Origin of the sequence: Agromyces sp. 3263 (assembly GCF_031456545.1) — a bacterium.
Lineage (GTDB): Bacteria > Actinomycetota > Actinomycetes > Actinomycetales > Microbacteriaceae > Agromyces.
Genome location: NZ_JAVDUV010000001.1, coordinates 1466113 through 1490686, shown reverse-complemented (window position 1 = coordinate 1490686; position 24574 = coordinate 1466113). Strand labels below are relative to the sequence as shown.

Here is a 24574-nt window from a genome sequence, read left to right as displayed (position 1 = left end):
TCAGCCGCGTCGTCCGCGCTGACAACGTCAACGTAGCATAAGTGGCGTCTTGGTTGGCAACTTAAGTTTGTTCGTCGTCATAAATCGCCGACGCGCGGTCCGGCAGTCCTTATTCCGGCGGACGCCAGATCGTCGCCGTTTTCCTCCTTGTGAGGCTGGCCCAGAGCCGGGCGCATCTGTTATGTTCATCACATGATCAAAGGTGATAATCCAGCGTCATTACTTTCGATGCGCGGGATCACGAAGGCGTTCGCCGGAGTTCCCGCCCTCCGTGGCGTCGATCTCGACGTGGTCGCCGGCGAGGTGCACTGCGTACTCGGGCAGAACGGCGCCGGCAAGTCGACGCTGATCAAGGTCCTCGCGGGCGCGCATCAACCCGACGACGGCGAGATCATCTGGCAGGGGGAGCGGCGCGTCATCCCGAACCCGGTCGCCGCCATCGACATGGGCGTCGCGACGATGTACCAGGAGCTCGACGTCGTCGACGGCCTCACCATCGCGGAGAACATCTTCCTCGGCCACGAGCTCGCGACCGGCGGGGTGCTGCACCGGGCGCGCGCGGCGAAGACGACTCGCGACCTGCTCAAGCGGCTCGGCCACGGCGACCTCTCGCCGCATCGCGAGGTCGGCACGCTCTCCGCCGCCCACAAGCAGATCGTGAGCATGGCTCGCGCACTGTCGCACGACGCGAAGCTCATCATCATGGACGAGCCGAGCGCGGTGCTCGACGCCGAGGAGGTCAAGAACCTCTTCCGGGTCGTGCACGAGCTGACGGCCCAGGGCATCGCGATCATCTACATCTCCCACCGCCTCGAGGAGATCCGGCAGATCGGCGATCGCATCACCGTCATCAAGGACGGCTCGAGCATGGCCACCGGCCTCCAGGTCGCCGACACGCCGACGCCCGAGCTCATCCGACTCATGACGGGCCGCCACGTCGAGTTCGTCTTCCCGCCGCATCGCGACCTGCCGTCCGATGCGCCCGTGGTCCTCGACGTCACCGGCCTCGGACTGCGCGGCACCTTCTCCGACGTCACGTTCCAGGTCCGTGCCGGCGAGGTGGTCGGCCTCGCCGGTCTCGTCGGTTCCGGCCGCTCGGAGATCCTCGAGACCATCTACGGCGCCCGCCGCCCGACGGCGGGCACCGTGTCGGTGAGCGGCGCCCGGCTTCGTGCGGGATCCGTGAACTCGGCGGTCGGCGCCGGCGTCGGGCTCTCGCCGGAGGAACGCAAGAGCCAGGGCCTCCTCCTCGAGGAGCCCATCTTCCAGAACGTGACGCTCTCCTCCTTCGCCCGCTTCGCGCGCGGCGGCGTGCTGAACGAGCGCCGCGAACGCGCGGTCACCCGCGAGCAGATCGACGCGCTCGAGCTCCGACCGGCCGACCCCGACCGCATCACCGGCACGCTCTCCGGCGGCAACCAGCAGAAGATCATGCTCGCGCGCTGGCTCGTGCACGGCACGTCGGTGCTCCTGCTCGACGAGCCGACGCGTGGTGTCGACGTCGGCGCCCGCGCCGAGATCTACGCCCTCATCCGTCGCCTCGCCGACGCCGGCACTGCGATCGTCGTGGTGTCCAGCGAGATCGAGGAGGTCCTCGGACTCTCCGACCGCGTGCTCGTCATCGGCGACGGCCGCGTCCTCCACATCACCCCAGCCACCGAGATCGACGAGCACGGCGTGCTCGACCTCGTCATGAAAGGAACCGCCGCGTGAGCGAGCAATCCCCTGCACCCGCACCTGCGACCACGGTCATCGAGCCCAGCCAGAAGCCGTCCGGAGGTGTCGGGAGCCGCCTGCTGAGCGGCGCGGCCGGTCGCAACCTCGGCCTCATCATCGCGCTGCTCCTGCTCGTGGTCGTCGGATGGATCACCGCGGGCCAGACGTTCATGAACTTCGAGAACCTGCTGACGATCATCCGCTTCGCCTCGATCATCGGCGTCATCAGCATCGGCATGACCTTCGTCATCACAGCCGGCGGCATCGACCTCTCGGTCGGCTCCGTCATGGGTCTCGCGAGTGTCGTCGCCTCACTCACCTGGATCCAGACCGGCGCCACGCAGTCGAGCTGGCTGCTCATGGTGGTCGTCGCCATCGCGGTCGGCGGGCTCGCAGGCCTCGTCAACGGCATCGTGATCGCCTATGGCAAGGTGGTCCCGTTCATGGCCACCCTGGCCATGCTCGTGGGCGCCCGAGGGCTCGCCGAGCTCCTCTCCAACAAGCAGACGCAGATCGTCAGCGTCACGGGCTTCCTCGAGTTCTTCCGCGGGGACTTCCTCGCCATCCCGTGGCTCATCTGGATCTTCGTGCTCGCCGCCGTCGGCGGTTGGTTCCTCCTGGGCCGCACCACGTTCGGACGCCGCACGGTCGCGATCGGCGGCAACTTCGAGGCCACCCGCCTCGCGGGCATCCGCGTGAAGCGCCACCTCGTGTCGCTCTACGTGCTGGTCGGCCTCAGCGCCGGCATCGCCGCGGTCATGATCCTCGGGCGCACCACCGCCGGCACCTCCACCCACGGCCAGCTGTACGAGCTCGACGCCATCGCGGCGGTCGTCGTCGGTGGCACCCTGCTCGTGGGCGGCCGCGGCACGATCGTCGGCACCGTCCTCGGCGTGCTGATCTTCGCGACGCTGACGAACGTGTTCACGCAGAACAACCTCTCCACCTCGGTGCAGGCAGTCGTGAAGGGCATCATCATCATCGTGGCCGTGCTCCTGCAGCAGCGCTTCGCGTCACGCCCGGGTCGTTCGAGCTAGCCGCACCAACCCGCCCGCACGACGGCGCCCCGACGATCTCGCATCGTCGGGGCGTCGTCGCGTGCGCCGGTCGCGCCCGAGCCACGCCCCCAATCCACGGGCCATTCGCGCCTCGCGCACAGGAGCCGTCGCGGGCCCGGTGTTAGCCTGAGGCGTCTACCTTTCCGGAAGAGGGGTGGCGCTGCGTTCCGGGTCGCGCGTTACGGGTGCGACCCGGAACGCGCCGTTTTCAGCCGAGCCGCATCCCGGCGGATGCCGCCCCGCGACGTGCTCCTCTGGAGCCGATTCCCGACTCGCACCCTCAGGCATGATGGAGTCCGACTGCGTCCGGTCCGCGTGCCGCGTCGGCTCGCCTGCGTGGTCTCGCCTGCGTCGGGGTCGTCGAGACATGCGGAAAGCCCCGGTCCGCCTGTCGGCGAACCGGGGCTTCCGGATCGTGGCGCCCTACGGGAGTCGCTGCTGGATGTCGGCGATCACCGCCTCGGCCCCACGGATCACGAGGGCCGCCGCGTCGGCGTCGGTGCGGATTCGCGTCGGAGCCTTGTCGACGATGAACTGCAGCTTGCTGATCGCCGTCGTCGTGTCCCCGGCGGCCAGCGCCGCGTCGGCCTCCGCCAGCGTGTCGCCGAAGGACGCCTTCACGCCCTGCGTGATGCGCTGGTCGGCCTTGAGTGCCGCGAGCAGGTCACGGATGTCGTCCGTCGACGTCGTGAACGCCAGCTGGTCGAGCTCCACTCCACCGGTGCTGGTCACGTAGACCCGATCCGTGCCCTCGGGCACGCTCACGAGCGGCGAGGAGACCTCCTGCCAGCCGCCGCTCGTGTTCGCGACGTCGATGGTCAGGAACGGCTCGGCGTCGGGCGCACCCCAGTGCAGCGACAGCGTGCCCGTGCCGATGGCGCGAGCCTCGACGCCGGTGATGCCGATGAGGTTCACCGGGTCGTATGCCAGCCAGTCGCCCGCGTCGAACGAGATGACCTTGCGCACGCCGTGCGCCGTCGTGTCGTCGACGATCTGCGTGCCGCCGCTCGTGGCGTCGGCGTGCTCCGCCTGCAGTTCGCGCGGGTTGAGCAGCGTCACCGCGTCGCCCAGCAGGGCCGGGGCGGTCGCAGTGCCGGCGTCGGTGTACGACGCGCCGATCACACCGTAGATGTTCTCGGTCTCGCCGTGCCCCGCCTCGGACTGCGTCTCGATGGTGGCGGTGCATCCGGTGCCCGTGAAGAGCGGGTGGGCGTGGGTGTTGTCGTGGCCGAGGCCGTAGCTCCACAGCACCCGGCTGCAGTCGATCGTCTCCTCGGGGTCGGTGACCTTCACCTCGAAGGCGACCTGGTCGCCCCAGTCGGTGAACGAGCCGTTCTCAGGGGTGACGATCTCCACGATCGGAGCCGTGTTGCCGACGGTGATCACGACCGAGGTCAGGTTCACGCGTCCGCCGCTGTCGGTCACCCGCACGCGAGCCGTGTACTGACCGTCTTGCGTGTAGGTGTGGCTGATCTCGGCGGGTCCCTCGGTGAACGTGCCCGTGCCCTCGAGGTCCCACGCGAAGCTGAGTGCGAGGTCGTCGGGGTGGGTGCTGCCCGCCGCCGAGAAGTCGACCTCGAGCGGGCCGTGGCCCGACGTGACCGACGCGGTGAGGTCGGCGCGGGGACCCTTCGTGCCCACGGTGTAGTCGACGCGGTAGAGGCCGGCGTCCGGGTTCGGCCGGAAGAAGCCGTCGCCGTAGTCGAGGACGTAGAGCGAGCCGTCGGGGCCGAACTCGAGGTCCATCACGTTGTCCCACACGGGCATGCCCGCCGCGGTGAGGGCGGAGTTCGGCAGGAACTCCTGGATCTTCGTCACCTCGCCGTCGGGGTCCTCCTGGTCGAACACGAAGATCCGGTCGCGCGAGAACTCGGCCATGATCGGCTTGCCGCTCCAGTAGGAGGGGAACTTGGTCGCCGAGGTGTTCTCCTCGTCGTAGCGGTAGGTCGGGCCGCCCATCGGCGCCTGGCCGCCGCTGCCGAACTCGGTCCATGGCTGGTGGGTCGGCTGGTCGCCGTACCAGATCTGCGGTGCGGTGGCCGACGGCAGCTGCTGGAGGCCCGTGTTGTAGGGCGAGGGGTTCACGAGCGTGCCGGCGCAGTCGTACCAGCCGCGCACCGTGAGGGTCTCGTAGTCCCAGTTGCTGTAGTTCGCGTTCGGACCGTGGCAGTACGGCCAGCCGCCGTTCAGCGGCACCGTCGTGGACTGCCACTCGACATAGCCCATCGGGCCGCGCTGATCGTTGGCGGTTCCCGCGTCGGGGCCGTAGTCGCCCCACGTCAGCGCCGACGTCACCGGGTCGTAGTCGATCCGGAACGGGTTGCGAACGCCCATCACGAAGATCTCGGGACGTGCGCCGGTCGTTCCCGGTGCGAACAGGTTGCCCGCCGGGATGGTGTACGAGCCGTCGTCGTGCACGTCGATGCGCAGGATCTTGCCGCGCAGGTCGTTCGAGTTTCCGGCGCCGCGACGGGAGTCGAAGCCGGGGTTGAACCCGGCGCGGTCGTTCATCGGGGCGTAGCCGCTCGCGCCGGGTGCGCTCGCCGGGGTGTTGTCGCCCGTGGCGAGGAGCACGTTGCCGTCCTTGTCGAACGCGACGTCACCGGCCACGTGACAGCACTGGCCGCGCTGCACCTCGACCTTGATGATGGCCTGCTCGGTCGACAGGTCGAGCGAGCTCGTCTCGAAGTTCCACTTGAACCGGCTGAGCTGGTTGTAGCCCTTCCACTGGTCCCAGTAGCTCGCGTCGGCGCCGGCCGGCAGGCTGTTGGGCGCTGAACCGGTCGGCGTGGTCGCCGGGTAGGGCGCCGTCATGGTCCGGGGGGCGTAGTACAGGTAGACCCAGCCGTTCTCCTCGAAGTCGGGATCGAGGGTGATCGTCTGCAGGCCGTCCTCCGAGTTGGCGTAGACGTCGATCGTGTTGACCACCGTCGTCGTGCCCTGGGCGGGGTCGGTGAGGCGCACCTGGCCGCCGCGGGTGGTGTGGAGCACGCGGGAGTCGGGCAGCACGGCCATGTCGATCGGCTCGCCGACGTCCTTCGTCAGCGTGACCTTCTCGTAGTTGGCCCAGGTGGTGGCGGCGACCTCGTCGCCGTGGTCCTCGCCATCGTGGGCGGAGGCGGCTCCGGCGCTCAGGCTGAGCGAGGTCACCGCCAGGAGCCCGCTGAGCACGAGCGCGCCCAGGCGGATTCTGGATTTGGACATGGATGTCTCCTTGGAAGAGGGGTGCATGGATATGGGAATGCCCCGGGCCGGGTTACGGCCTGGCCCGGGGCAGTGGTACGACTAACCGCGCAGCGCGGCCATGCCGTCGTAGGCGACCTGTGCGAACTGCAGTGACTGGCCGGGGTTGGCGTTGCCGCCGGGCGCCGTGTCCTGCTCCCACATCGAGTTGTGGTAGCCCTTGGCGCCGATGCGCTGGAAGAACGTCGTGTAGTCGATGTCTCCCTGTCCGAACGGCACCATGTCGTAGCCGTTCGGCGTCGCGGTGTTGACCTTGCCGTCCTTGGTGTGGAACAGCGGGAACCGGGTGGTCTGCGCCGATACGACCCCGGCGGGGTCGAAGATGCTCTCGACGACGGTGCCGTCGGGCGCGGTGAAGCTGCGGTGCTTGTACTGCGCGACGTGAGCCCAGAAGATGTCCATCTCGAGGTAGACGTAGCTCGGATCGGTGTTCGCGAGGAAGTGCTCCAGGCGACGGACGCCGCTCGAGCGCGTCGGGCGACCGAGCGCGTCGAGCGGTCCGCTGTCGAGGAGGAAGCTGTACGCGATGTCGTGGTTGTGCGTGTACAGCTTGAGCCCGTGCGACGCCGCGCGCTCGCCGAAGAAGTTCCACCGCTCGGCGGCGAGTTCCCAGTCGGCGACGTAGGCGCTGCCGGTCGGGTCGCTGCCCGTGCCGATATGCCCGAAGCCGAGGATGTTCGCGACCTCGCACTGCGCGTCGAACTGCGCGATGGTGGCATCGCTGATCGTCGACGGGATCGAGCCGTGGTTGCCCTCGGCCTCGAGTCCGTTGTCGTCGAGCCAGGTGCGCAGCAGCTGGGCGCCGGCGACGTTGTTGACGTTCCCGCCCTCGGCGTTGGCATGCTGGCCGTAGCCGGCGAACTCGATCTGCTTGTACCCGATCCGGGACAGCTCCTGGAAGACCTCCTTGAAGCCCGACGCGAGGTCGGTCGTGTTCGGGTCGCGCGAGATGGCATCCCGAACGGTGTAGAGGATGATGCCGCGCTTGCCGGGAGGCAGCAGCACGCCGTTGCCTCCGGCTTTCACCGCACCAGCGGCTGCGGCTGCGGCGGCGCCGCGGGTGGCGGCGTGGGCGGGGCCACCGCCGAACGCGGCGGCGCCGAGCGCGGCGGCTGCGGCCATGCCCGTCGTCGCGGCGAGCAGCTGCCGCCGCGAGAGGCCGAGCTTGCGGCCGAGCTCGGGGTTGTCGTCGCGATCGATCAGATCGTCCATGATGCTCCTTTGCATGAAGAGGGGTGTGTCGAGACCTGACCCGACGCCACGTCGCGTCGCACCGGGACCGAGTCTCGGAACGGGCGCGCGAAGGCCTGGTTCACACCGGTCTTCGCGCTCCCAGCCCGCGTGGAGGCGGAGCCCCCCCGCGCGCTTCTCTCGAACGCTACGGCACAAATTGCAAATAGGTCAAGCGAAAGCCGGGAGCGCGACATTAATCTTTAGTCAGTTGTCCGTCATAAGTCTGAATCGTTGAAAAATGCCTGATCAGGTCAGGCGGATCACTTGGCCGCGCGCTCGTCCGCGGCACTCGCGACGGGCGTGTCGGAGGATGGGGCGCTGCCGTCGTCGCGGATCTCGGTCTTCAGGATGCGCATCGACTGACCCAGTGACCGCGCCAGTTGGGGAATCTTGGGAGCGCCGAAGAGCAGCAGGATGATGGCGATGACGATGACGGCGTGCCAGCCGTTGAGGTTCGCGAACATGTTTCCTCCATGAGTGCAGGCTGGACGCCTTCGGCGCCCTTGACTCTCGCCAGACTAATCACAACGCATGTCAGAAGTCGACCGTCGAGACCAGAGCTTCGGTCGATTCGCGTGAATTAGTGGCCTACTTCGCGAGGGTGCGCGCGAGCGCCAGTGCCTCCTTCGGCGACACCTCGGGCAGGTACGCCCTGCCGATGGCGACGCCGATCGCAGGCAGCGCGAGCGGGTCGGGATACGCCATCGAGATGGTCTCGTAGTCGGGGTTGAACTTGGCCTTGAATCGGAACAGCGATGAGAAGCCGTAGGCCGGCTCGAGCGTGCGGGCGAGGAACTCCAGGAGGCGGGTCATCCCCGTCGGGTCGGGTGCCATCTCGCCCGGCGCCAACGGCTTCGATGCGAGCGGGGCGCCCGACAGACTCAGCACCTCCGCACCGATGTCCTTCATGTGCAGCGCCGCCGACGCGATCAGGAACTCCATGATCCCGTTCATGCTGTCGTCGGACCGGCGCATGAAGTCGATGGTCCAGCCGACGACCTCGCCGTCGCGGTACACCGGCAGCCAGCTGGTGATGGCCTGCACGCGCCCGTCGGGAGCCATAGCCAGCATCAGGCGCACGTCGGGATCCTTCAGCTCGGCCATCCCGCCGAGGGTGAACCCCATCTCGGGCAGCTCCTTCTCGGAGACCCACTCCTCGGAGATCGCGTTCACCTGCGCGACCGTGGCGAGCGGGAGGGCATCCCACGTGGTCCACACCGTGGTCATGCCCTCCTTGATGCCGCGGTTCAGGGCCTGCCGCACCTTCTGCCACGGCTTGCCCGTCAGTTCGAGCCCGGTGGTGCGCACGAGCGTCTCCTCGCCCACCGACATGTGCTGCCAGCCCAGCTCCTCGAACACGGGCAGCACCCGAGGATGCACGCTGTAGAAGACGGGTACCCAGCTGTTCGCGTCGCAGAACGCGGCGAACTCGCGAACCACCCGCCCCGCGGCATCCGCTGCGCAGATCGGGTCGGAGGTCGTGATCGCGACGCCGTTGATCACGCGATAGGCCACCACCGACTGCCGGTCGTCGCCGAACCAGTAGAGGTTGCCGGGCCACGTCGCCATGAAGCCGAGCGTTCCGCCGCCGTGACGGCGGATGAGCGCCCGAGCGCGGAGACGGTCGGCGAAGCCCATCTCGGCGTCGGCCTGGCGCATCAGGATCACCGCGGCGACGAGGAACACGGCCCAGAAGACGGGGCCGACCGCCTGGTAGAGCACGCTCGTGAGGTCGTGCCCCGGGAGCACGATGGGGTCGACCACGGCGAGGAAGTGGGGCGGCACGAAGCGCTTCACCGTGTCGATGAGCAGGTCTGCCGGTGACGCCGCCGGCCAGTACTCGTCGATGGTGATCAACCCGACCACGTAGTAGACGACGGCGAGCGACAGGAACGTCGCGCCGACCGTCACCACGAACCGGGCGACGGCCGCGCGTGGCGCGCGGATCCGGAAGTGCCGCCGGGTCACGACGAGCATCACGATGATGCCGACCGGCAGGGCGAGCACCGCGAGGGCCCAGACGACGAGCTCGCCGAGGTCGAACACCGTCCAGGTCCCGTCCTCGACGTCGGCCGTCGTGACCGTGACATCGAGCGCCGTGCGCGCGAAGACGATGATCGCCGCGTTCACCGCGATGGCCAGCCACCACGCGAAGCGCCGGCCGTTGTGCAGCCCCCAGGCGGCCAGGAGGAGGAGCAGCACGGGCACGAACGACAGCACGAACATGCCGGGGCCCTGTGCGCTGAGGATCGCGAGCTGCCGCACGCACGCATCGGCCGCCTCCGCCGTCGTCACGGTGCACTGCGAGATCACGGCGTCGAGGTCGACGGCGCCGTCGTCGAAGAGGTAGGAGCCGAACGCGAACGGGGTCAGGTCGCTGCGGTTCACGAATGCGACGACCGGGCCGATCGCCGTCACCGCCACCACGGCCGCCACGAGGGTCCGGGTCTCGGCGTGCGAGCTGCGCCGTGCCCGCAGCGTCGACGCGTCGCCGGTGAGCAGTGCGCCGAGGAACAGCCCGGCGACGGCCGCGATCAGCCGGTACGCGTTCGACGAGTCCCCGTCGTAGAGCACGAACACGAGGATCGCGGAGAACGTCACGATGCGGATGCGCCGACGCCAGAGCACCCCCATGAACGCGGTCGCCGTGATGAGTGCGCCGACGATGCCCGCCAGCGGATCGAGCGTCAGGTCGGCCGCGGTGCCGGCCGCCCACCACTCCCCGGCGAGGGAGCCGACCCACTGCAGGCAGGTGCCCAGTGCGACGCCCACGACGCCCGTCACGGCGAACGCGACGATCGCGCGCCAGGTGCCCATCCTGCGCTCCGCCACCCCGAGCAGCACGATCGACGCGATCACGCCGAAGACCAGCTGGAACGGGTCGAACGGGATGACCAGCGCGGTCGCGACCGTCCACCACCGCCCGCCGTCGAGCGTCGTGGTCACGCCCGCCGCCCACGCCTGCGCCGTGGCATCCGTCGCCGGTCCCGTGGCCGTCCCCGTCGCGATCGCCGTGACGACCAGCACCACCGCGAGCGCGATGCTGAAGGGCACGCGACGGATGAACGCGGCGATCGCCTCGCCCGTGGAGCGCAGGCGTCCTGCCGGCTCGACGTCCGTCGAGTCGTGAGAAGTCCCGGTCACGGCACCGCCAATCCGAGTCGTGGGTACAGCACCTCGAAGCCCGAGTCCAGCCCGCCGAGGAGCCCGCTGACGCCGTGGTCGGCGTCGGGCAGGCTGACGAAGGTGGTCGCCATGCCGGCCGCCGTCGCGGCATCCGCCAATCGCTGCGCGCCGGGGGCGAAGGTGCCGTCGTTCGCGCCGACCGTGAAGACGGCGGTCGTGTCGGGGTACGGCGCCTTCGAGGCCATGATGTTCGCGGGCTTCACCGCGTCGTACGCGGCCTGGTCGCCGCGGAAGATCGAGGTGAGCACCTCGTCGGGGCGCTCGGCGCCCGCGTACTCCACCGGCGAGACGGCGAGCACGTTGCCGAAGGCCTCGGGGTACTTCGCGCCGAAGTACGCCGCGCAGCCGCCGCCGTTGGAGTAGCCGGCGACCGTCGTGTACTTCGCACCCTGCAGCACGTCGAGGTGCTGCCTCGCCCACGGCAGCACGTCCTGCATGACGTACGTCTCCACCTTGCCGAGGTCGGTGTCGAGGCAGAGCGGGTCCTCGGCCGGATCGCCCAGCTGGTCGACGACGAGCGCGATCGGCGCCAGCCCGTTGTTCTTCGCCGCGTACTCGTCGAGCACCTGGCCGATGAATGAGGCGTCGGGATCGCCCGGCTGTCCCATCATCATGATCACGAGCGGCAGGCCCGGGGCGTCGTCGACGAGCGCCGCCGGCGGCAGGTAGAGCTGCGGCGGTCGCGCGTCGAAGCCCGAATTCGTGTTCGGGATGCCACCGGCCGGGGTGCCGATGCGTCCGGCCTCCGGCATGTCCGCCGGCGGCACCCAGGTGCTCGCGATCGGCTCCACCGGGTCGGGGCTCGGGGTCGCCTCAGGATCGTCGAGGTCGATCACGCCCGCCGTCGAGACGCCCATCAGCGAGCCGAGCGTGCGGTTCAGGCCGTACGACGCGTTGATGCCGAGCAGCGCCGTGATGGCGAACACCGGGATCGCGAGCAGCGCGATGAGCTTGCGCCACCACCGCGAGTACCAGAGGTTCCAGATCGCGAGCGTGCACGCGGCGAACGCCCCCGAGACCCACCACCAGGTCGCCTCGTTCACCGGGCCGCCGACCACATCGAGCACGTTCACCGCGGTCCACAGCGCCCCGGCGCCGACGATGGCACCCACGATGAGGAGCACGATCACCGTCAGCACCCACGACCAGCCGGGTCCGCGGCCGAGGAGGTAGAGGAACATCGCCGCGGCCAGCACGTACCACGTGATGAGGAACGGCCCCTCGATCACGTTGATGCGGAGCACGAGATCCCACATCCACGCCCCCTCCGCCCGCGGTCGGTTGCGCCACAGCGTAGCCCCGGCACGGCGGCCCACGCGGGTGCCCCGCTGCATCCGGTCGACGCGGATGCGGCAGGGCCGCGCCCGTAGGATGGAGGCACCGTTCTCGTTCCCGGGCGCTCGCCCGAATCACCGACCATTGGAGCCACCGTGGCCGCACCCAGCCGTCTCGAATCCGTCATCGCCCTCGCCCAGCACCGGGGCTTCGTCTTCCAAGCCGGCGAGATCTACGGCGGTTCGCGATCCGCATGGGACTACGGGCCCCTCGGCGTCGAGCTGAAGGAGAACATCAAGCGCCAGTGGTGGCGCTACATGGTCACGCGCCGCGACGACGTCGTCGGCCTCGACTCGAGCGTCATCCTGCCCAAGCAGGTGTGGGTGGCATCCGGTCACGTCGGCGTGTTCACCGACCCGCTCGTCGAGTGCCTGCACTGCCACAAGCGGTTCCGCGAAGACCACCTGCTCGAGGCGTTCGAGGAGAAGAAGGGCCGCGTGCCAGAGAACGGCATGGGCGACATCGTCTGCCCGAACTGCGGCACCCGCGGCCAGTGGACCCCGCCCCGCGACTTCAACATGATGCTGCAGACCTACCTCGGCCCCGTGCAGGACGAGTCCGGCTTGCACTACCTGCGCCCCGAGACCGCGCAGGGCATCTTCACGAACTTCGCCAACGTGCTGCAGGCCGCGCGCATGAAGCCCCCGTTCGGCATCGGCCAGATCGGCAAGTCGTTCCGCAACGAGATCACGCCCGGCAACTTCATCTTCCGCACGCGCGAGTTCGAGCAGATGGAGCTCGAGTTCTTCGTCGAGCCCGGCACCGACGACGAGTGGTTCCAGTACTGGGTCGACTACCGGTGGAACTGGTACATCGACCTCGGGGTCGACCCCGAGAACCTCCGGCTCTTCGAGCACCCCAAGGAGAAGCTCTCGCACTACTCGAAGCGCACGATCGACATCGAGTACCGCTTCGGCTTCACCGGTGGCGAGTGGGGCGAGCTCGAGGGCGTCGCGAACCGCACGGACTTCGACCTGTCGACGCACTCCGAGCACTCCGGCAAGGACCTGTCGTACTTCGACCAGTCGAAGAACGAGCGCTGGACCCCCTACGTGATCGAGCCCGCGGCGGGCCTCACCCGCTCGCTCATGGCGTTCCTCGTCGACGCGTACCACGTCGAGGAGGTGCCGAACGCGAAGGGCGGCACCGACTCCCGCACCGTGCTCAGGCTCGACCCGCGCCTCGCTCCCGTCAAGGCCGCGGTGCTCCCGCTCAGCCGCAACGAGCGCCTCTCGCCCCTCGCCCGCGAGGTCGCCGCGTCACTGCGCCAGCACTGGAACGTCGACTTCGACGACGCCGGGGCGATCGGCCGCCGCTACCGACGCCAGGACGAGATCGGCACCCCCTACTGCGTCACGGTCGACTTCGACTCGCTCGACGACAACGCCGTCACCGTGCGCGACCGCGACACCATGGGCCAGGAGCGCGTGCCGATCGCCGAGCTCGAGGGCTACCTCGCGTCGCGCCTGATCGGCGCGTAGCCCGCGCCGTCGCAGGTCGCCGGCTCGCGCCGGACGCGCGTTCGCGCCCGCTCCGCTCGCGCGGCATCCGCTCGAGGGCTGCTCAGGCGAACGGGCGCTATTCAGGACGGACGTCGCGATCAGTGCCTGAATCGCGGCCGAATGCCTGAATCGAGCCTGCTGGAGGTGGAGGTCGGCGCGGACAGGCGGGCCCGGACCATCGGCCCGGCTCGGCGACGCTATCGCGGTGCGGACTCGCCGGCCTCTGCGGCAGCGCCCGAGTACCGGGCCGTGCTCGCGCGGACCACCAGCTGGGCGGCGACGTCGGTCGACGTCGGTGCCGCCGTCGGGTCGTCGATGCGGCGGAGCAGGTGCTCGACCGCGAGCGCCGCGATCTCGCCGAACGGCTGCGCCACCGTGGTGAGCGCGGGGCTGCAGTACGCGGCCAGCGCGATGTCGTCGACGCCGACGACCGAGAGGTCCTCGGGCACCCGCCGGCCGAGTTCGTGCAGGGCGCGGATGACGCCGAACGCCATCTCGTCGCTCGCGACGAACACGGCGGTGGCCTCGGGGATGCGGCCGAGCAGCAGGCCGGCCTGGTATCCGGATTCGGGTGACCAGTCGCCGTGCAGCAGGGGCGGCGCATCGCGGCCGGCCGCGTCGAGCGCCGACCGCCATCCGGCGGTACGACCCGTCGAGTCGAGCCATTCGTCGGGGCCGGCGACGTGCCAGACGGTGGGATGGCCGAGCTCGAGCAGGTGCTCGGTCGCGAGGCGGCCGACCTCGAACTGGTCGATGGCGACGACCTCGCTCGAGTCCGTTCGCGAACCGTCGATGGTCACGGTCGGGATGCGGCGGGCGATGGCCTCGACGGCGTCGGTGCCGGTGGGAACGGGGACGACGAGCACGATGCCCTCGACCGACTGCTGCTCGAGACGGGTCATCGCCGCGGCGATCGCGGCCGGATCGGGTGAGCTCGCGGTCGAGATGTTCACGGCGTAGCCGGCGCGGCGGGCGGCCGATTCGACGCCGTGGGTGACGGCCGACCCCGAGTAGTCGATGGTCGGCAGCACGACCACGCCGATCGTGCGGGTGCGACCCGAGGAGAGGGCGCGCGCCGCGCTGTTCATGCGGTAGCCGAGCACGTCGACCGACGCCAGGACGCGGGCCCGGGTCGCGGGCTGCACGTTGGGGTGGCCGCTGAGCACGCGGGAGACCGTTTGCGCCGAGACCGCCGCGTGCGCCGCGACGTCGGCCATGCTCGGAGTGCGCTCGCGACCGGTCGCGTCGAGTCGACGGGTGTTGGACATGTCGATGCCTCCTCTCGCGGTGCTAGCGGAAACATGTTATCGCCATTCACCATTGATGTTGGCGCGGAAATCTTGGCAAGCCGGACTTGTTATCGCTAACAAGGTGTGGCACCATCGGAACGCGCCCCGCAGCCTCTGCACCCGAGACCGCGCCGGGCCTGGTTCGTTGCACGACGCATTCCGCGCTCATTCAAAGGAGAGGCAGCAGTGAAGAAGACAGTCATGCGCACCGTGGGGATCACCGGTGCCCTGGGCATCGGCCTGGCACTCGCCGGATGCTCCGGTGCCGCCGGGTCGGCGGACACCGGCCCGTCCGAGGTCACGTTCTGGGGCTGGGCCCCCGGTTACGCCGATGCGGTCGACGCGTACAACGCCGCCCAGGACGACGTCGTCGTCACCTACGAGGAGGTCTCCCCGGGCAGCCAGGGCGGCTACGACAAGATGCTCAACGCGGTCACCGCCGGCAACGCGCCGTGCCTCGCGCAGGTCGGGTACGAGACGCTCACGAGCTTCGCGGCGCAGGGCGCCCTCGAGGACGTGGCGGAGTTCGCCGCCGACAGCGAGGGCGAGTTCACGCCGGCGACGTGGTCGGCCGTGAGCATCGGCGACGCGGTCTACGGCGCTCCCGTCGACCAGGGTCCGATGGCCCTGTTCTACAACAAGGAGGTGTTCGACTCCCTCGGCATCGCCGTGCCGACCACGTGGTCCGAGTACCAGGCCGCCGGCGAGCAGCTCAAGGCTGCGGGCAAGTACCTCTCGGCGAGTTACCTGAACTACGACTACGCCGGGTTCGACTGGCAGGCCGAGGCGCCCTGGTTCGCGGTCGACGGCGACAGCTGGAACGTCTCGATCGACTCCGACGCGGGTCAGGAGGTCGCCGCCTACTGGCAGGGCCTCACCGACGCCGGCCTCATCAGCCCCGCCCCGATGTGGGACCAGTCCTGGTACACCGGCCTCGGTGACGGCTCCATCGCGACCCACGTCGGCGCGGTCTGGATCGCCGGCGTCCTGAAGGGCAGCGCCGCAGACGGCGCCGGCAAGTGGGCGGTCGCCCCGATGCCGCAGTGGAACGCCGGCGACGACAAGGTCGGCAACGTCGGCGGCTCGGCGACGGCCGTGCTCGAGGGCTGCGACGACCCGGCGGCGGCGTGGGACTTCGCGCACTGGATGAGCACGGATGCCGACGCGTACTCGGGTCTCGTCGAAGCCGCCGCGCTCTACCCGGCCGCGACCGACCTGCTCGACCTGCCGGCGCTGACGGAGCCCGACCCGTACTTCGGCGACCAGGTGATCTTCGACGTGTTCGCCGAGGCCTCCCCGCACGTGACCACCGGCTGGACCTGGGGTCCGAACATGCCCGAGGCGGTCGGCTTCCTCGACGACGGGCTCGGTAAGGCCTGGTCGGGCCAGGGCACGTTCGCCGATGCGCTGACCGGAACCCAGCAGCAGACCGTCGACGCCCTCGAGGCGCAGGGCCTCTCGGTCTCGGAGTAGCCTCCACGATCCTCCCGGGCCGGGGCGACGACCTCGCCGCTCCGGCCCGCACGAACCGCCACCATCCCACCCAGCGCAGGACGACATGGTCACCACATCCACACGGGCGGTCACGACCGCCGACACCGGGTACCGGACCCGCCCGCCCGGGAGCGCCCGCCGCCGTGGTGCGTCGCCCAGCGTTGCGACGCCCGGCGGCGTGACACCGGGCGGCGCGGCCCCCGGCGGCGCGGCTCGCGGGCGGGGCGCAGGCCGCTGGCGCACGCCGATGCTCTTCCTGCTGCCGTTCGGCGTGCTCTTCGTGGCGATGTACCTCGTGCCGATCGCATTCGCCTTCGTGCAGAGCCTGTTCACGCTGCAGCGCTCCGGCCTCGGTCTCGAGGCGCCGACGCTCGAGTTCACGCCGATCGCGAACTACACCCGGCTGCTCGGCGACGGCGAGTTCCTCGCCTCGTTCGGGCGGGTCGCGCTCTTCGGCCTCGTCCAGGTGCCGCTCATGCTCGGCATCGCGCTCGGGCTCGCACTCCTGCTCGACTCCCGCTCCGCCCGGGGCAAGGGCTTCTTCCGGCTCGCCGCGTTCCTGCCCTACGCCGTGCCGGGGGTCATCGCCGCGGTGATGTGGTCGTTCCTCTACTCGCCGGTGACGAGCCCGATCAACACCTTCCTCGAGAACACCTTCGGCGCCTCCATCCCGTTCTTCGCGCCCGAGCTCGTGCTCTGGTCGATCGCGAACATCGTGACGTGGGGATGGACGGGCTACAACATGCTCATCATCTACTCCTCGCTGCAGACCATCCCCGCCGAGACGATCGAGGCCGCCCGCCTCGACGGTGCCGGGCCGATGCGCATCGCGTGGAGCATCAAGATCCCCATGGTGCGACCGGCGCTGGTGCTCACCACCGTCTTCTCGATCATCGGCTCGGCGCAGCTCTACAACGAGCCGACCGTGCTGAAGGCCATCTCGGGCGGCGCCATCAGCAACACGTTCACCCCGCTCATGGCGGCCCAGGCGCAGGTGACAGCACAGAACTACCCGTATGCGGCGGCGCAGTCGGTCGTGCTCGCCCTCGTCGTGGGCGTGATCTCGTTCACGTTCTTCAAGCTCACGAATCGAGGCGAACGATGACCGCTCCGACCCTGGTGTCGGCCGATCGGCCGCCCCGGACGGATCAGGATGCCTCGCGCCAGCGCAGCTCGGACCGCGACGCGAACCTCGCGTCCAGGCTCGGCGTGTTCGCGCTGCTCGGCCTCTCGGCGCTCTACTTCATCGTGCCGATCTGGTGGCTCGTGGTCGCCGCGACGAAGCCGGCCGGCCGCCAGTTCTCGGAGCCGGGCCTCTGGTTCGACGGCTTCGGCCTGTTCGACAACATCGCGCTCGTGTTCGGCTCGGCCGACGGCATCTTCGGCCGGTGGATGCTCAACAGCGTGTTCTACGCGGGCGTCTCGGCGATCGTCGGCACGCTGCTGTCCGCCCTGGCGGGGTACGCCCTGGCGAAGTACGAGTTCCGCGGGCGCGGGGTCGTCTTCGGCGTCATCCTGGCCGCCGTCCTCATCCCGAAGGTGATGTTCACCCTGCCGCTGTTCCTGATGTTCAACCAGGTCGGGCTGCTCAACAACCCGCTCGCGGTGCTGCTGCCGAGTGTGGTGAGCCCCTTCGGCGTGTACCTCGCACGGGTCTTCGCCGCCCAATCGGTGCCCGACGAGCTCATCGAGGCCGGCCGAATCGACGGCGCGGGGGAGTTCCGCATCTTCTTCTCGATCGGCGTGCGAATCATGTCGCCGGCGCTCGTGACGATCTTCCTGTTCCAGTTCGTCGAGGTCTGGAACAACTTCCTGCTCCCGCTGATGGTGCTGAACGACAGCTCCCTGCAGCCGGTCACCGTCGGCCTCGTCACCTGGGCCGGCAGCAACGGCCAGGTGCCCGCCGGCACCGTGGTCGTCGCGGCCCTGCTGTCGGTCGTGCCGCTCATCATCGCCTTCCTCGGCCTGCAGCGGTTCTGGCGCGCGGGCCTCACGGCGGGGGCGGTGAAGTGAGCGAGACGATCGTCGAAGCCACCCCGACGAGCGCCCTGACCGTCGTCGACGGCGGCTTCCTCCGTCACGGCCGTCCCCACCGCATCCTCTCGGGCTCGGTCCACTACTTCCGGGTGCACCCCGACCTCTGGCGCGATCGGCTCGAGCGGCTTGCCGCGCTCGGCCTGAACACCGTCGACACCTACATCGCGTGGAACTTCCACGAGCGGCGCCGCGGCGAGCTCGACTGGACCGGATGGCGCGACCTCGCGCGCTTCCTCGAGATCGCGGCCGAGGTCGGCCTCGACGCGATCGTGCGTCCTGGCCCGTACATCTGCGCCGAGTGGGACAACGGCGGCTTCCCCGCCTGGCTGTCGGGTGCGCCCGGCATGCGGCTGCGGTCGAGCGATCCGGCCTACCTCGCCGCGGTGAGCACCTGGTTCGACCAGCTGCTCCCGCGCCTCGCACCACTGCAGGCGTCGAGCGGCGGGCCCGTCGTGGCCGTGCAGCTCGAGAACGAGTTCGGCAGCTACGGCGACGACGCCGACTACCTCTCGTGGCTGCACGACCGCCTCGTCGCGGGCGGCGTGACCGAGCTGATCTACACGGCCGACGGCCCGACCGACCTCATGCAGGACGGCGGAAGCGTTCCGGGCGTGCTCGCGACGGCGACCTTCGGCTCGCAGGCTCCGCGTGCAGCGGCGCTGCTGCGCGATCGTCGCGCCGGCGAGCCCTTCGTGTGCGCCGAGCTCTGGAACGGATGGTTCGACCACTGGGGCGATCCGCATCACGTGCGCACGCCCGAGGGCTCGGCGGCGGTCGTCTCGGACATCCTCGCCGCGGGCGGCTCGCTCAGCCTCTACATGGCGCACGGGGGCACCAACTTCGGCCTCTGGTCGGGCGCGAACCACGACGGCGCGCGCCTGCAGCCCACGCAGACGAGCTACGACTCGCACGCACCGGTCGCCGAGAACGGTGCGATCACCGAGAAGTTCCGCCGCATCCGCGACGTGCTCGTGCGCGAGACCGGCGCCCTGCCGCCCGCCGCGCCCCCGACTCCGCCGGTCCTCCCGGCCGCGTCCCTGGCGGTCGTGCCCCTCGCCGGACTCCTGCATGCGCTGCGGCGCGGGGGGGACGAGGTGCACGCGGCGCATCCGCCGACCTTCGAGGAGCTCGGCCTCGACGCCGGGCTCGCCCTCTACCGGTCTCGGCCGATCGTGCCGCGCGGTGGGGCCCTGCTCACTGTGCGGGGGCTGCGGGACCGCGCGACCGTGTTCGTCGACGGCATCCGCGTCGCCGTGCTCGACGCCGAGCAGGCGGCCGCCGGCGTGCGGATCCCGGGCGAAGGCGCCGCCGTCGAGCTCGAGCTCCTCGTCGAGAACCAGGGCCGCATCAACTACGGGCCGCTGCTCGGCGAGGGCAAGGGCATCCTCGGCGGGGTGCAGCTCGATCGCCGGCTCGTGCAGCGCTGGTCGACCCGCGCGCTCCCGCTCGACGAGTGGGGCGAGCAGGAGCTCGCACAGCTCGCGCGACGTGACGAGCGCAGGATGTCGCATCCGGCTCAGGACGACCTCGGGGATTCCGTCCTGACGAGCGGGCGTTCGCCTGAATCGGCGATGGGTGGGGGCGTCGGCGCCGGCGAGCACGCCGACACGGGTGCCGACGCATCCGCCGGACTGGCGACCGCGACCCTCGTGATCGACGAGCCCGCCGACACGTTCCTGGCGTTCCCCGGCTTCGGCAAGGGGTTCGCCTGGGTCAACGGGTTCCTCCTGGGCCGCTACTGGGAGATCGGGCCGCAGGCGACCTACTACGTGCCCGCCCCGCTCCTGCGTGCCGGCGAGAACACCATCACCGTGCTCGAGCTCGAGCGACTCGGCGATGCCGTCGAGCTGCGCGAGCGGGCCGAGCTCGGACCGGAGCAGGAGTACATCGAGACCTTCGACTGAACTGCGCCGTCGGCGCAGGTCGAACTGGACGCGTCGCTTCGACGCGGGAATGGAGACGAAGATGCCTTCATCACGCCCCCCGGGCCGCCTCTGGCGACTCGGACTCGCGTGCGCGGTCGCCGGCGGAGTGCTCGTGCCGCTTGCGGCGACGCCGGCCGTCGCGGCACCGGCCACGGCCGACCTGTTCACGACCCCTGCGCCGGGCGCCTCCTTCGGCCTGCGCAGCAGCGACCTCGCGGTCACGGCCGACGCCGCGTTCCCCCAGGTGGCGACGTACACCGACCGCGACTCCGGCTCGGTCATGCACGGCAACGACGTCACGATCTCGACGGTGACGATCAACGGCACCTCGCAGCCGGTCGACGTCGTCTCGCGCGCCGACGGCGACGGCGCCGCCGAGTACGTGCTGACGCCGACGGGCCTCGAGGGCGTGTCGATCGAGGTGCGGCTCTCGGTCGAGGGCAACGTCGTCACGATCGGGGTGACGAGGATCGTCGACCCCGACGGCGTCGTGAAGACGCTCCAGATCCCCGATCATCGACTCGTCACGGTCTCGTCGACCGAGGCCGGCGCGGCGGTCGCGGCGGCGAACCTCTCGGTCGACCGCAATGTGTCGGGCGACGTCTTCCTGCCCGTCACACCCGAGACGGCGGTCGACGCGGCTCCCAGGGGATCCAACGCGATCATCGCGAACACCGGCGAGCTCGCCGCGGCCTTCGCGACGAACGCGCTCTACGACGACTCGTCGGGGCCGAGCTCGAAGGACGCCGGCAACTTCTGGCGGCAGGCCGTCTCCGACGGCGACGGCGGGGTCGAGGTCGGCATCGCGAGCGGTCCCTGGCTCTACCGGGCGGCGCGGTCGGATGTCACCGAGGAGCTGCCCTGGGTCAAGGTGGCGATCACGGCCGACGCCAACGACGACGACCTCGTCGACTGGCAGGACGGCGCGATCGCGATGCGGGAGATCCGCGTCGCCCCCAACAAGGGCGACCAGACCCCCGAGAACGTCATCACGCACATCCCCTTCAACTTCGCGTCGCAGGCGACGCATCCGTTCCTGCACACCCTCGACGACGTGAAGCGCATCGCGCTGAACACCGACGGACTCGGCCAGGTCGCCATGCTCAAGGGGTTCACGAGCGAGGGCCACGACTCGGCCAACACCGACTACGGCGACAACTTCAACGAGCGCGCCGGGGGACTCGACGAGCTGAACGCGGCCGTGAAGGCGGGGAAGAAGTGGAACGCCTCGTTCGGCGTGCACCTGAATGCGACCGAGATCTACCCCGAGGCGAACGCGTTCAGCGACGAGCTCGCCGACGAGAAGGCCAAGGGCTGGAACTGGCTCGACCAGTCGTACTACATGGACCAGCGCTACGACGTGGTCTCGGGTGAGCTCGACCGGCGCATCGGCGAACTGGCCGACGCGACCGACGACAACCTCGACTTCGCGTACATCGACGTCTACTACCAGTACGGCTGGCTCGCGCAGCGCCTGCAGGACTCGCTCGTGGACCACGGATTCCGTGTCGGCTCCGAGTGGGCCGACAAGCTGTCCGAGAACAACACGTGGTCGCACTGGGCCAACGACGAGAACTACGGCGGCGCGACGAACAAGGGCGTGAACTCGCAGATCCTGCGGTTCGTGAACAACACGCAGGCCGACGTCTGGAACCCCGACGCCAGGCTCGGCACGAGCCACATCGTCGAGTTCGAAGGCTGGACCGGGCAGAACGACTTCCCGGCGTTCCTCGAGAACGTGTGGGTCGCCAACGTGCCGACCAAGTTCCTGCAGCACCACGAGATCCTGAGGTGGACGGCTGACCGCATCGACCTCGAGGACGGGGTGAGCGTCAGCGGCACCAGCGCCGAGGACCGGTCGATCACGGTCGACGGCACCGAGGTGCTGCGCGGCGGCGCCTACCTGCTGCCGTGGTCGTCGAAGCCGGGCAAGGACGCCGACAAGCTGTACCACTTCAACCCCGCGGGCGGGCAGACCACCTGGCACCTCACGGGCGACTTCGCCGAGGCGAGCAGCCTGCAGCTCTTCTCGCTCGGCGACGCCGGACGCACCAAGGTCGCCGACCTCCCGGTCGTCGACGGCGCCGTGACCATCGACGCCGCGGCCGGCCTGCCGTACGTGCTCGTCGCCGGGAAGAAGGCCACCACCGCCTCCGTGCTGCCCCAGAAGGCGTCGTTCGGCCAGGGCACGCCCGTGGTCGATCCCGGCTTCAACGCGACCGACCTGGGCGCGTGGAACCCCGACGGCGCGGCCACGATCGAACGCGACGACCTCGGCCGCCGAGCGGCGGTGCTCGGCGCGGGCGCGGCATCGATCAGCCAGCGCCTCGGCGAGCTCCAGCCCGGCACCTACGCCGTCTCGGCCGACATCGGCATCGCCTCTGGGGCGACGCGTGCGACGACCATCTCGGTCGACGTGCGCGGAGATGCCGGCGAGGATGCCGCGACGAGCGTCGACAGCTCGGGTGCGGCCAACCTCGTGGCATCCGACCCGTGGCACGGAACCAACCTGCAGCGGCTGCGCGCCTACGTCACGGTCACCGGGAACACCCGACCGACGGTCACGATCGCCGCGGGCGACGGCGATGCCGCGGTGCGCGTCGACAACGTGCGCGTGGTCGCGACCGACGACCCGGTCCCGGGCGACGGCGTGCTCGTCGACGAGGACTTCGAACAGGTCGACCAGGGCTGGGGGCCGTTCTTCAAGGGCGACGCCGGCGGATCGACCGACCCGCGCACCCACATCGCCAAGCGCAACGAGCCGTACACGCAGCAGGGCTGGAACGGCCGGGCGTTCGACATGGTGCTCGACGGCGACTTCTCGCTCATGGCGCACGAGGAGAACCGCGGGCTGGTCTACCGCACGTCCGAGTACACCGTGCCGTTCGAGGCGGGGCACCGCTACCGCGTCTCGTTCGACTACCAGAGCGGCGTGGCGGGTGCGTACTCCTTCGTGGCGGGCGTCGACCAGGCCGCCGACGGGGCGTCGAAGACCGTGGACCTCACCGCTGCCGAGTTCGGCGCCGTGCACGAGACGACCGAGTTCGCGCACGAGTTCGACGCCCCCGCGTGCGGCGACCCGTTCATCGGCATCCGCCGGAACGCGGTCGGCGGCACCGGCGCCGACCTCATCCTCGACGACCTCCGCATCGTCGACCTGGGCGAGGCCGAGACCCCGGGCGCGTGCGCCCGGCTCACGCTCGCGGCGCCGGCGAGCGGACTCGTCCCTGGCGAGGCGAACACGTTCACCACCAGCTTCACGAACCACGAGGGGGAGGCCGCGACCGGGGTCGAGACCACGCTCGCGGCGCCCGACGGGTGGACGGTCGCGCCGGTCGGTGCCGCCGGGTTCGAGTCGGTCGCGCCCGGCGCCACCGTCAAGACCACGTGGCGGGTCTCGGCACCCGCGGACATCGAGCAGGGCACGTACGACCTCTCGGCCGCGGCGGGATACGCGGTGGCCGACGGGACGCGTTCCGTCGAGGCATCCGTCGCCGTGCCGACCCTTCCCGCGGGGCTGATCCCGCAGTCGCGGCTCTCGATCGCGGGCGTCAGCGACAGCGAGCCGGGCACCGGCGACGGCAGCCCGCTGGCGGCGATCGACGGCAACGCGGCGACCATGTGGCACTCGGCCTGGTCGCAGGTGAACCCCGACACGCCCTACCCGCACTGGATCGCGCTCGACCTCGGCGACAGCTACGCCGTCGACGGGTTCGACTACCAGGTGCGGCGCGGCAACGGCTCCATCAAGCGGTACGAGCTGTACCTGAGCGCCGACGGCAGCAGCTGGGGCACCCCGGTGAAGGCCGGCGAGTTCGCGAGCACCACCGAGGTGCAGCACCTGTCGTTCGAGGCGACGGAAGCGCGGTACGTGAAGCTCGTCGGGCTCAGCGCGATCAACGGGGCCGCGTTCGCGGGCGCCAACGAGCTCAACGTGTGGGGCACCCGCCAGGCCGCCCCGACGCCGCTGCCGAAGGGAGCGATGTCGGTCGTCGACGTCGACTCCGAGGAGCTCGAGGGCGAGGACGGCGCGGCCGCCAACGTCATCGACGGCGACTCGTCGACCTGCTGGCACAGCGAGTGGCTCAACGACTCCCCGGCGTATCCGCACCACGTCTCGGTGGACCTCGGCGGGTCGCACGAGTTGCGCGGCATCTCGATCCAGCAGCGCCCGGGCTCGGAGCCCAACGGACGGATCAAGGGCTACGAGGTCTACGTGAGTGCCGATGGGTCCGACTGGGGTTCGCCGGTGGCCACGGGCGAACTCGGCGCCGGGACCGCCCCGCAGCCGGTCATGTTCGACGCGCCGATCACGGCGGGCTTCGTCAAGCTCGTCGCGACGAGCTCGCACAACGGCCGGCCGTGGGCCTCCGTCGCCGAGCTGGAGTTCTTCGGCACCGAATGACCGTTCGCGCAGGGACGGGCGGCCGCCCCGGCGCGAACACCCCGGATGCCCCCGCGATCCTCACCGCGGGGGCATCCGCCTGCCGGGAGGGGTCTCGGAATGCCGCACTCAGAGGCCGTCCCGGTCGTGCCAGTGCTCATGCCAGCGCCAG

Annotated in this window: 14 protein-coding genes; 8 read left to right on the top strand and 6 right to left on the bottom strand. The window is 70.1% G+C overall.

Translation table 11 applies throughout. The annotated features are described in order from the left end of the window. Positions 1-192: 192 nt before the first annotated feature. Positions 193-1713, top strand: a complete 1521-nt coding sequence (locus tag J2X63_RS06795) for a sugar ABC transporter ATP-binding protein (protein WP_309975412.1) — start codon at positions 193-195, stop codon at positions 1711-1713. After that, positions 1710-2753 carry an ABC transporter permease gene (locus J2X63_RS06790; RefSeq protein ID WP_396133118.1) on the top strand — a complete coding sequence of 348 codons (1044 nt, stop codon included), beginning with the start codon at positions 1710-1712 and terminating at the stop codon, positions 2751-2753. The genes J2X63_RS06795 and J2X63_RS06790 overlap by 4 nt, the downstream gene beginning before the upstream one ends. Positions 2754-3197: 444 nt before the next feature. On the opposite strand, the gene J2X63_RS06785 is transcribed toward J2X63_RS06790, so the two are convergent. From J2X63_RS06785 to J2X63_RS06765, 5 genes are all read right to left on the bottom strand, one after another. Then, the gene (locus tag J2X63_RS06785) at positions 3198-5978 is read right to left on the bottom strand and encodes a PQQ-dependent sugar dehydrogenase (RefSeq protein WP_309975410.1); all 2781 of its coding nucleotides are present in this window, start codon (positions 5976-5978) and stop codon (positions 3198-3200) included. An 81-nt stretch (positions 5979-6059) separates the two neighbouring features. After that, positions 6060-7229, bottom strand: coding sequence for a TIM barrel protein (locus J2X63_RS06780; protein ID WP_309975408.1), 1170 nt, complete (start codon positions 7227-7229; stop codon positions 6060-6062). Positions 7230-7510: 281 nt separating this feature from the next. Further along, positions 7511-7714: a twin-arginine translocase TatA/TatE family subunit gene (gene tatA, locus J2X63_RS06775; protein WP_309975406.1), complete on the bottom strand. Its 204-nt coding sequence runs from the start codon at positions 7712-7714 to the stop codon at positions 7511-7513. A gap of 124 nt (positions 7715-7838) precedes the next feature. Further along, a complete protein-coding gene (locus J2X63_RS06770; protein WP_309975404.1) occupies positions 7839-10394 on the bottom strand; it encodes a phosphatidylglycerol lysyltransferase domain-containing protein in 2556 nt (851 codons plus the stop codon). Then, on the bottom strand, positions 10391-11692 hold the full coding sequence (locus tag J2X63_RS06765) for an alpha/beta hydrolase-fold protein (RefSeq protein WP_309975402.1): 1302 nt from the start codon (positions 11690-11692) through the stop codon (positions 10391-10393). Before J2X63_RS06765 ends, J2X63_RS06770 begins: the two co-directional genes overlap by 4 nt. A gap of 174 nt (positions 11693-11866) precedes the next feature. Here J2X63_RS06765 and J2X63_RS06760 point away from each other — a divergent pair, with 174 nt between their 5' ends. After that, complete coding sequence (locus J2X63_RS06760; RefSeq protein ID WP_309975400.1) at positions 11867-13252, top strand: glycine--tRNA ligase; 1386 nt, start codon at positions 11867-11869, stop codon at positions 13250-13252. Between the two features lie 218 nt (positions 13253-13470). On the opposite strand, the gene J2X63_RS06755 is transcribed toward J2X63_RS06760, so the two are convergent. Further along, positions 13471-14541 carry a LacI family DNA-binding transcriptional regulator gene (locus J2X63_RS06755; protein ID WP_309975398.1) on the bottom strand — a complete coding sequence of 357 codons (1071 nt, stop codon included), beginning with the start codon at positions 14539-14541 and terminating at the stop codon, positions 13471-13473. 207 nt (positions 14542-14748) lie between these two features. On the opposite strand from J2X63_RS06755, the gene J2X63_RS06750 reads away from it, so the two are divergent. The 5 genes from J2X63_RS06750 (at position 14749) to J2X63_RS06730 (ending at position 24423) form a co-directional block, all read left to right on the top strand. Then, positions 14749-16035 (top strand): extracellular solute-binding protein, encoded by a 1287-nt coding sequence (locus J2X63_RS06750; protein WP_309975396.1) that lies wholly within the window; start codon positions 14749-14751, stop codon positions 16033-16035. Positions 16036-16120: 85 nt separating this feature from the next. Further along, positions 16121-17161 (top strand): sugar ABC transporter permease, encoded by a 1041-nt coding sequence (locus J2X63_RS06745; protein ID WP_309975394.1) that lies wholly within the window; start codon positions 16121-16123, stop codon positions 17159-17161. Next, positions 17158-18069: a carbohydrate ABC transporter permease gene (locus J2X63_RS06740; RefSeq protein WP_309975392.1), complete on the top strand. Its 912-nt coding sequence runs from the start codon at positions 17158-17160 to the stop codon at positions 18067-18069. Before J2X63_RS06745 ends, J2X63_RS06740 begins: the two co-directional genes overlap by 4 nt. Further along, the gene (locus J2X63_RS06735) at positions 18066-19997 is read left to right on the top strand and encodes a beta-galactosidase (RefSeq protein ID WP_309975390.1); all 1932 of its coding nucleotides are present in this window, start codon (positions 18066-18068) and stop codon (positions 19995-19997) included. The genes J2X63_RS06740 and J2X63_RS06735 overlap by 4 nt, the downstream gene beginning before the upstream one ends. 61 nt (positions 19998-20058) lie before the next feature. Further along, positions 20059-24423, top strand: coding sequence for an endo-alpha-N-acetylgalactosaminidase family protein (locus J2X63_RS06730; protein WP_309975388.1), 4365 nt, complete (start codon positions 20059-20061; stop codon positions 24421-24423). Positions 24424-24574: the final 151 nt, after the last annotated feature.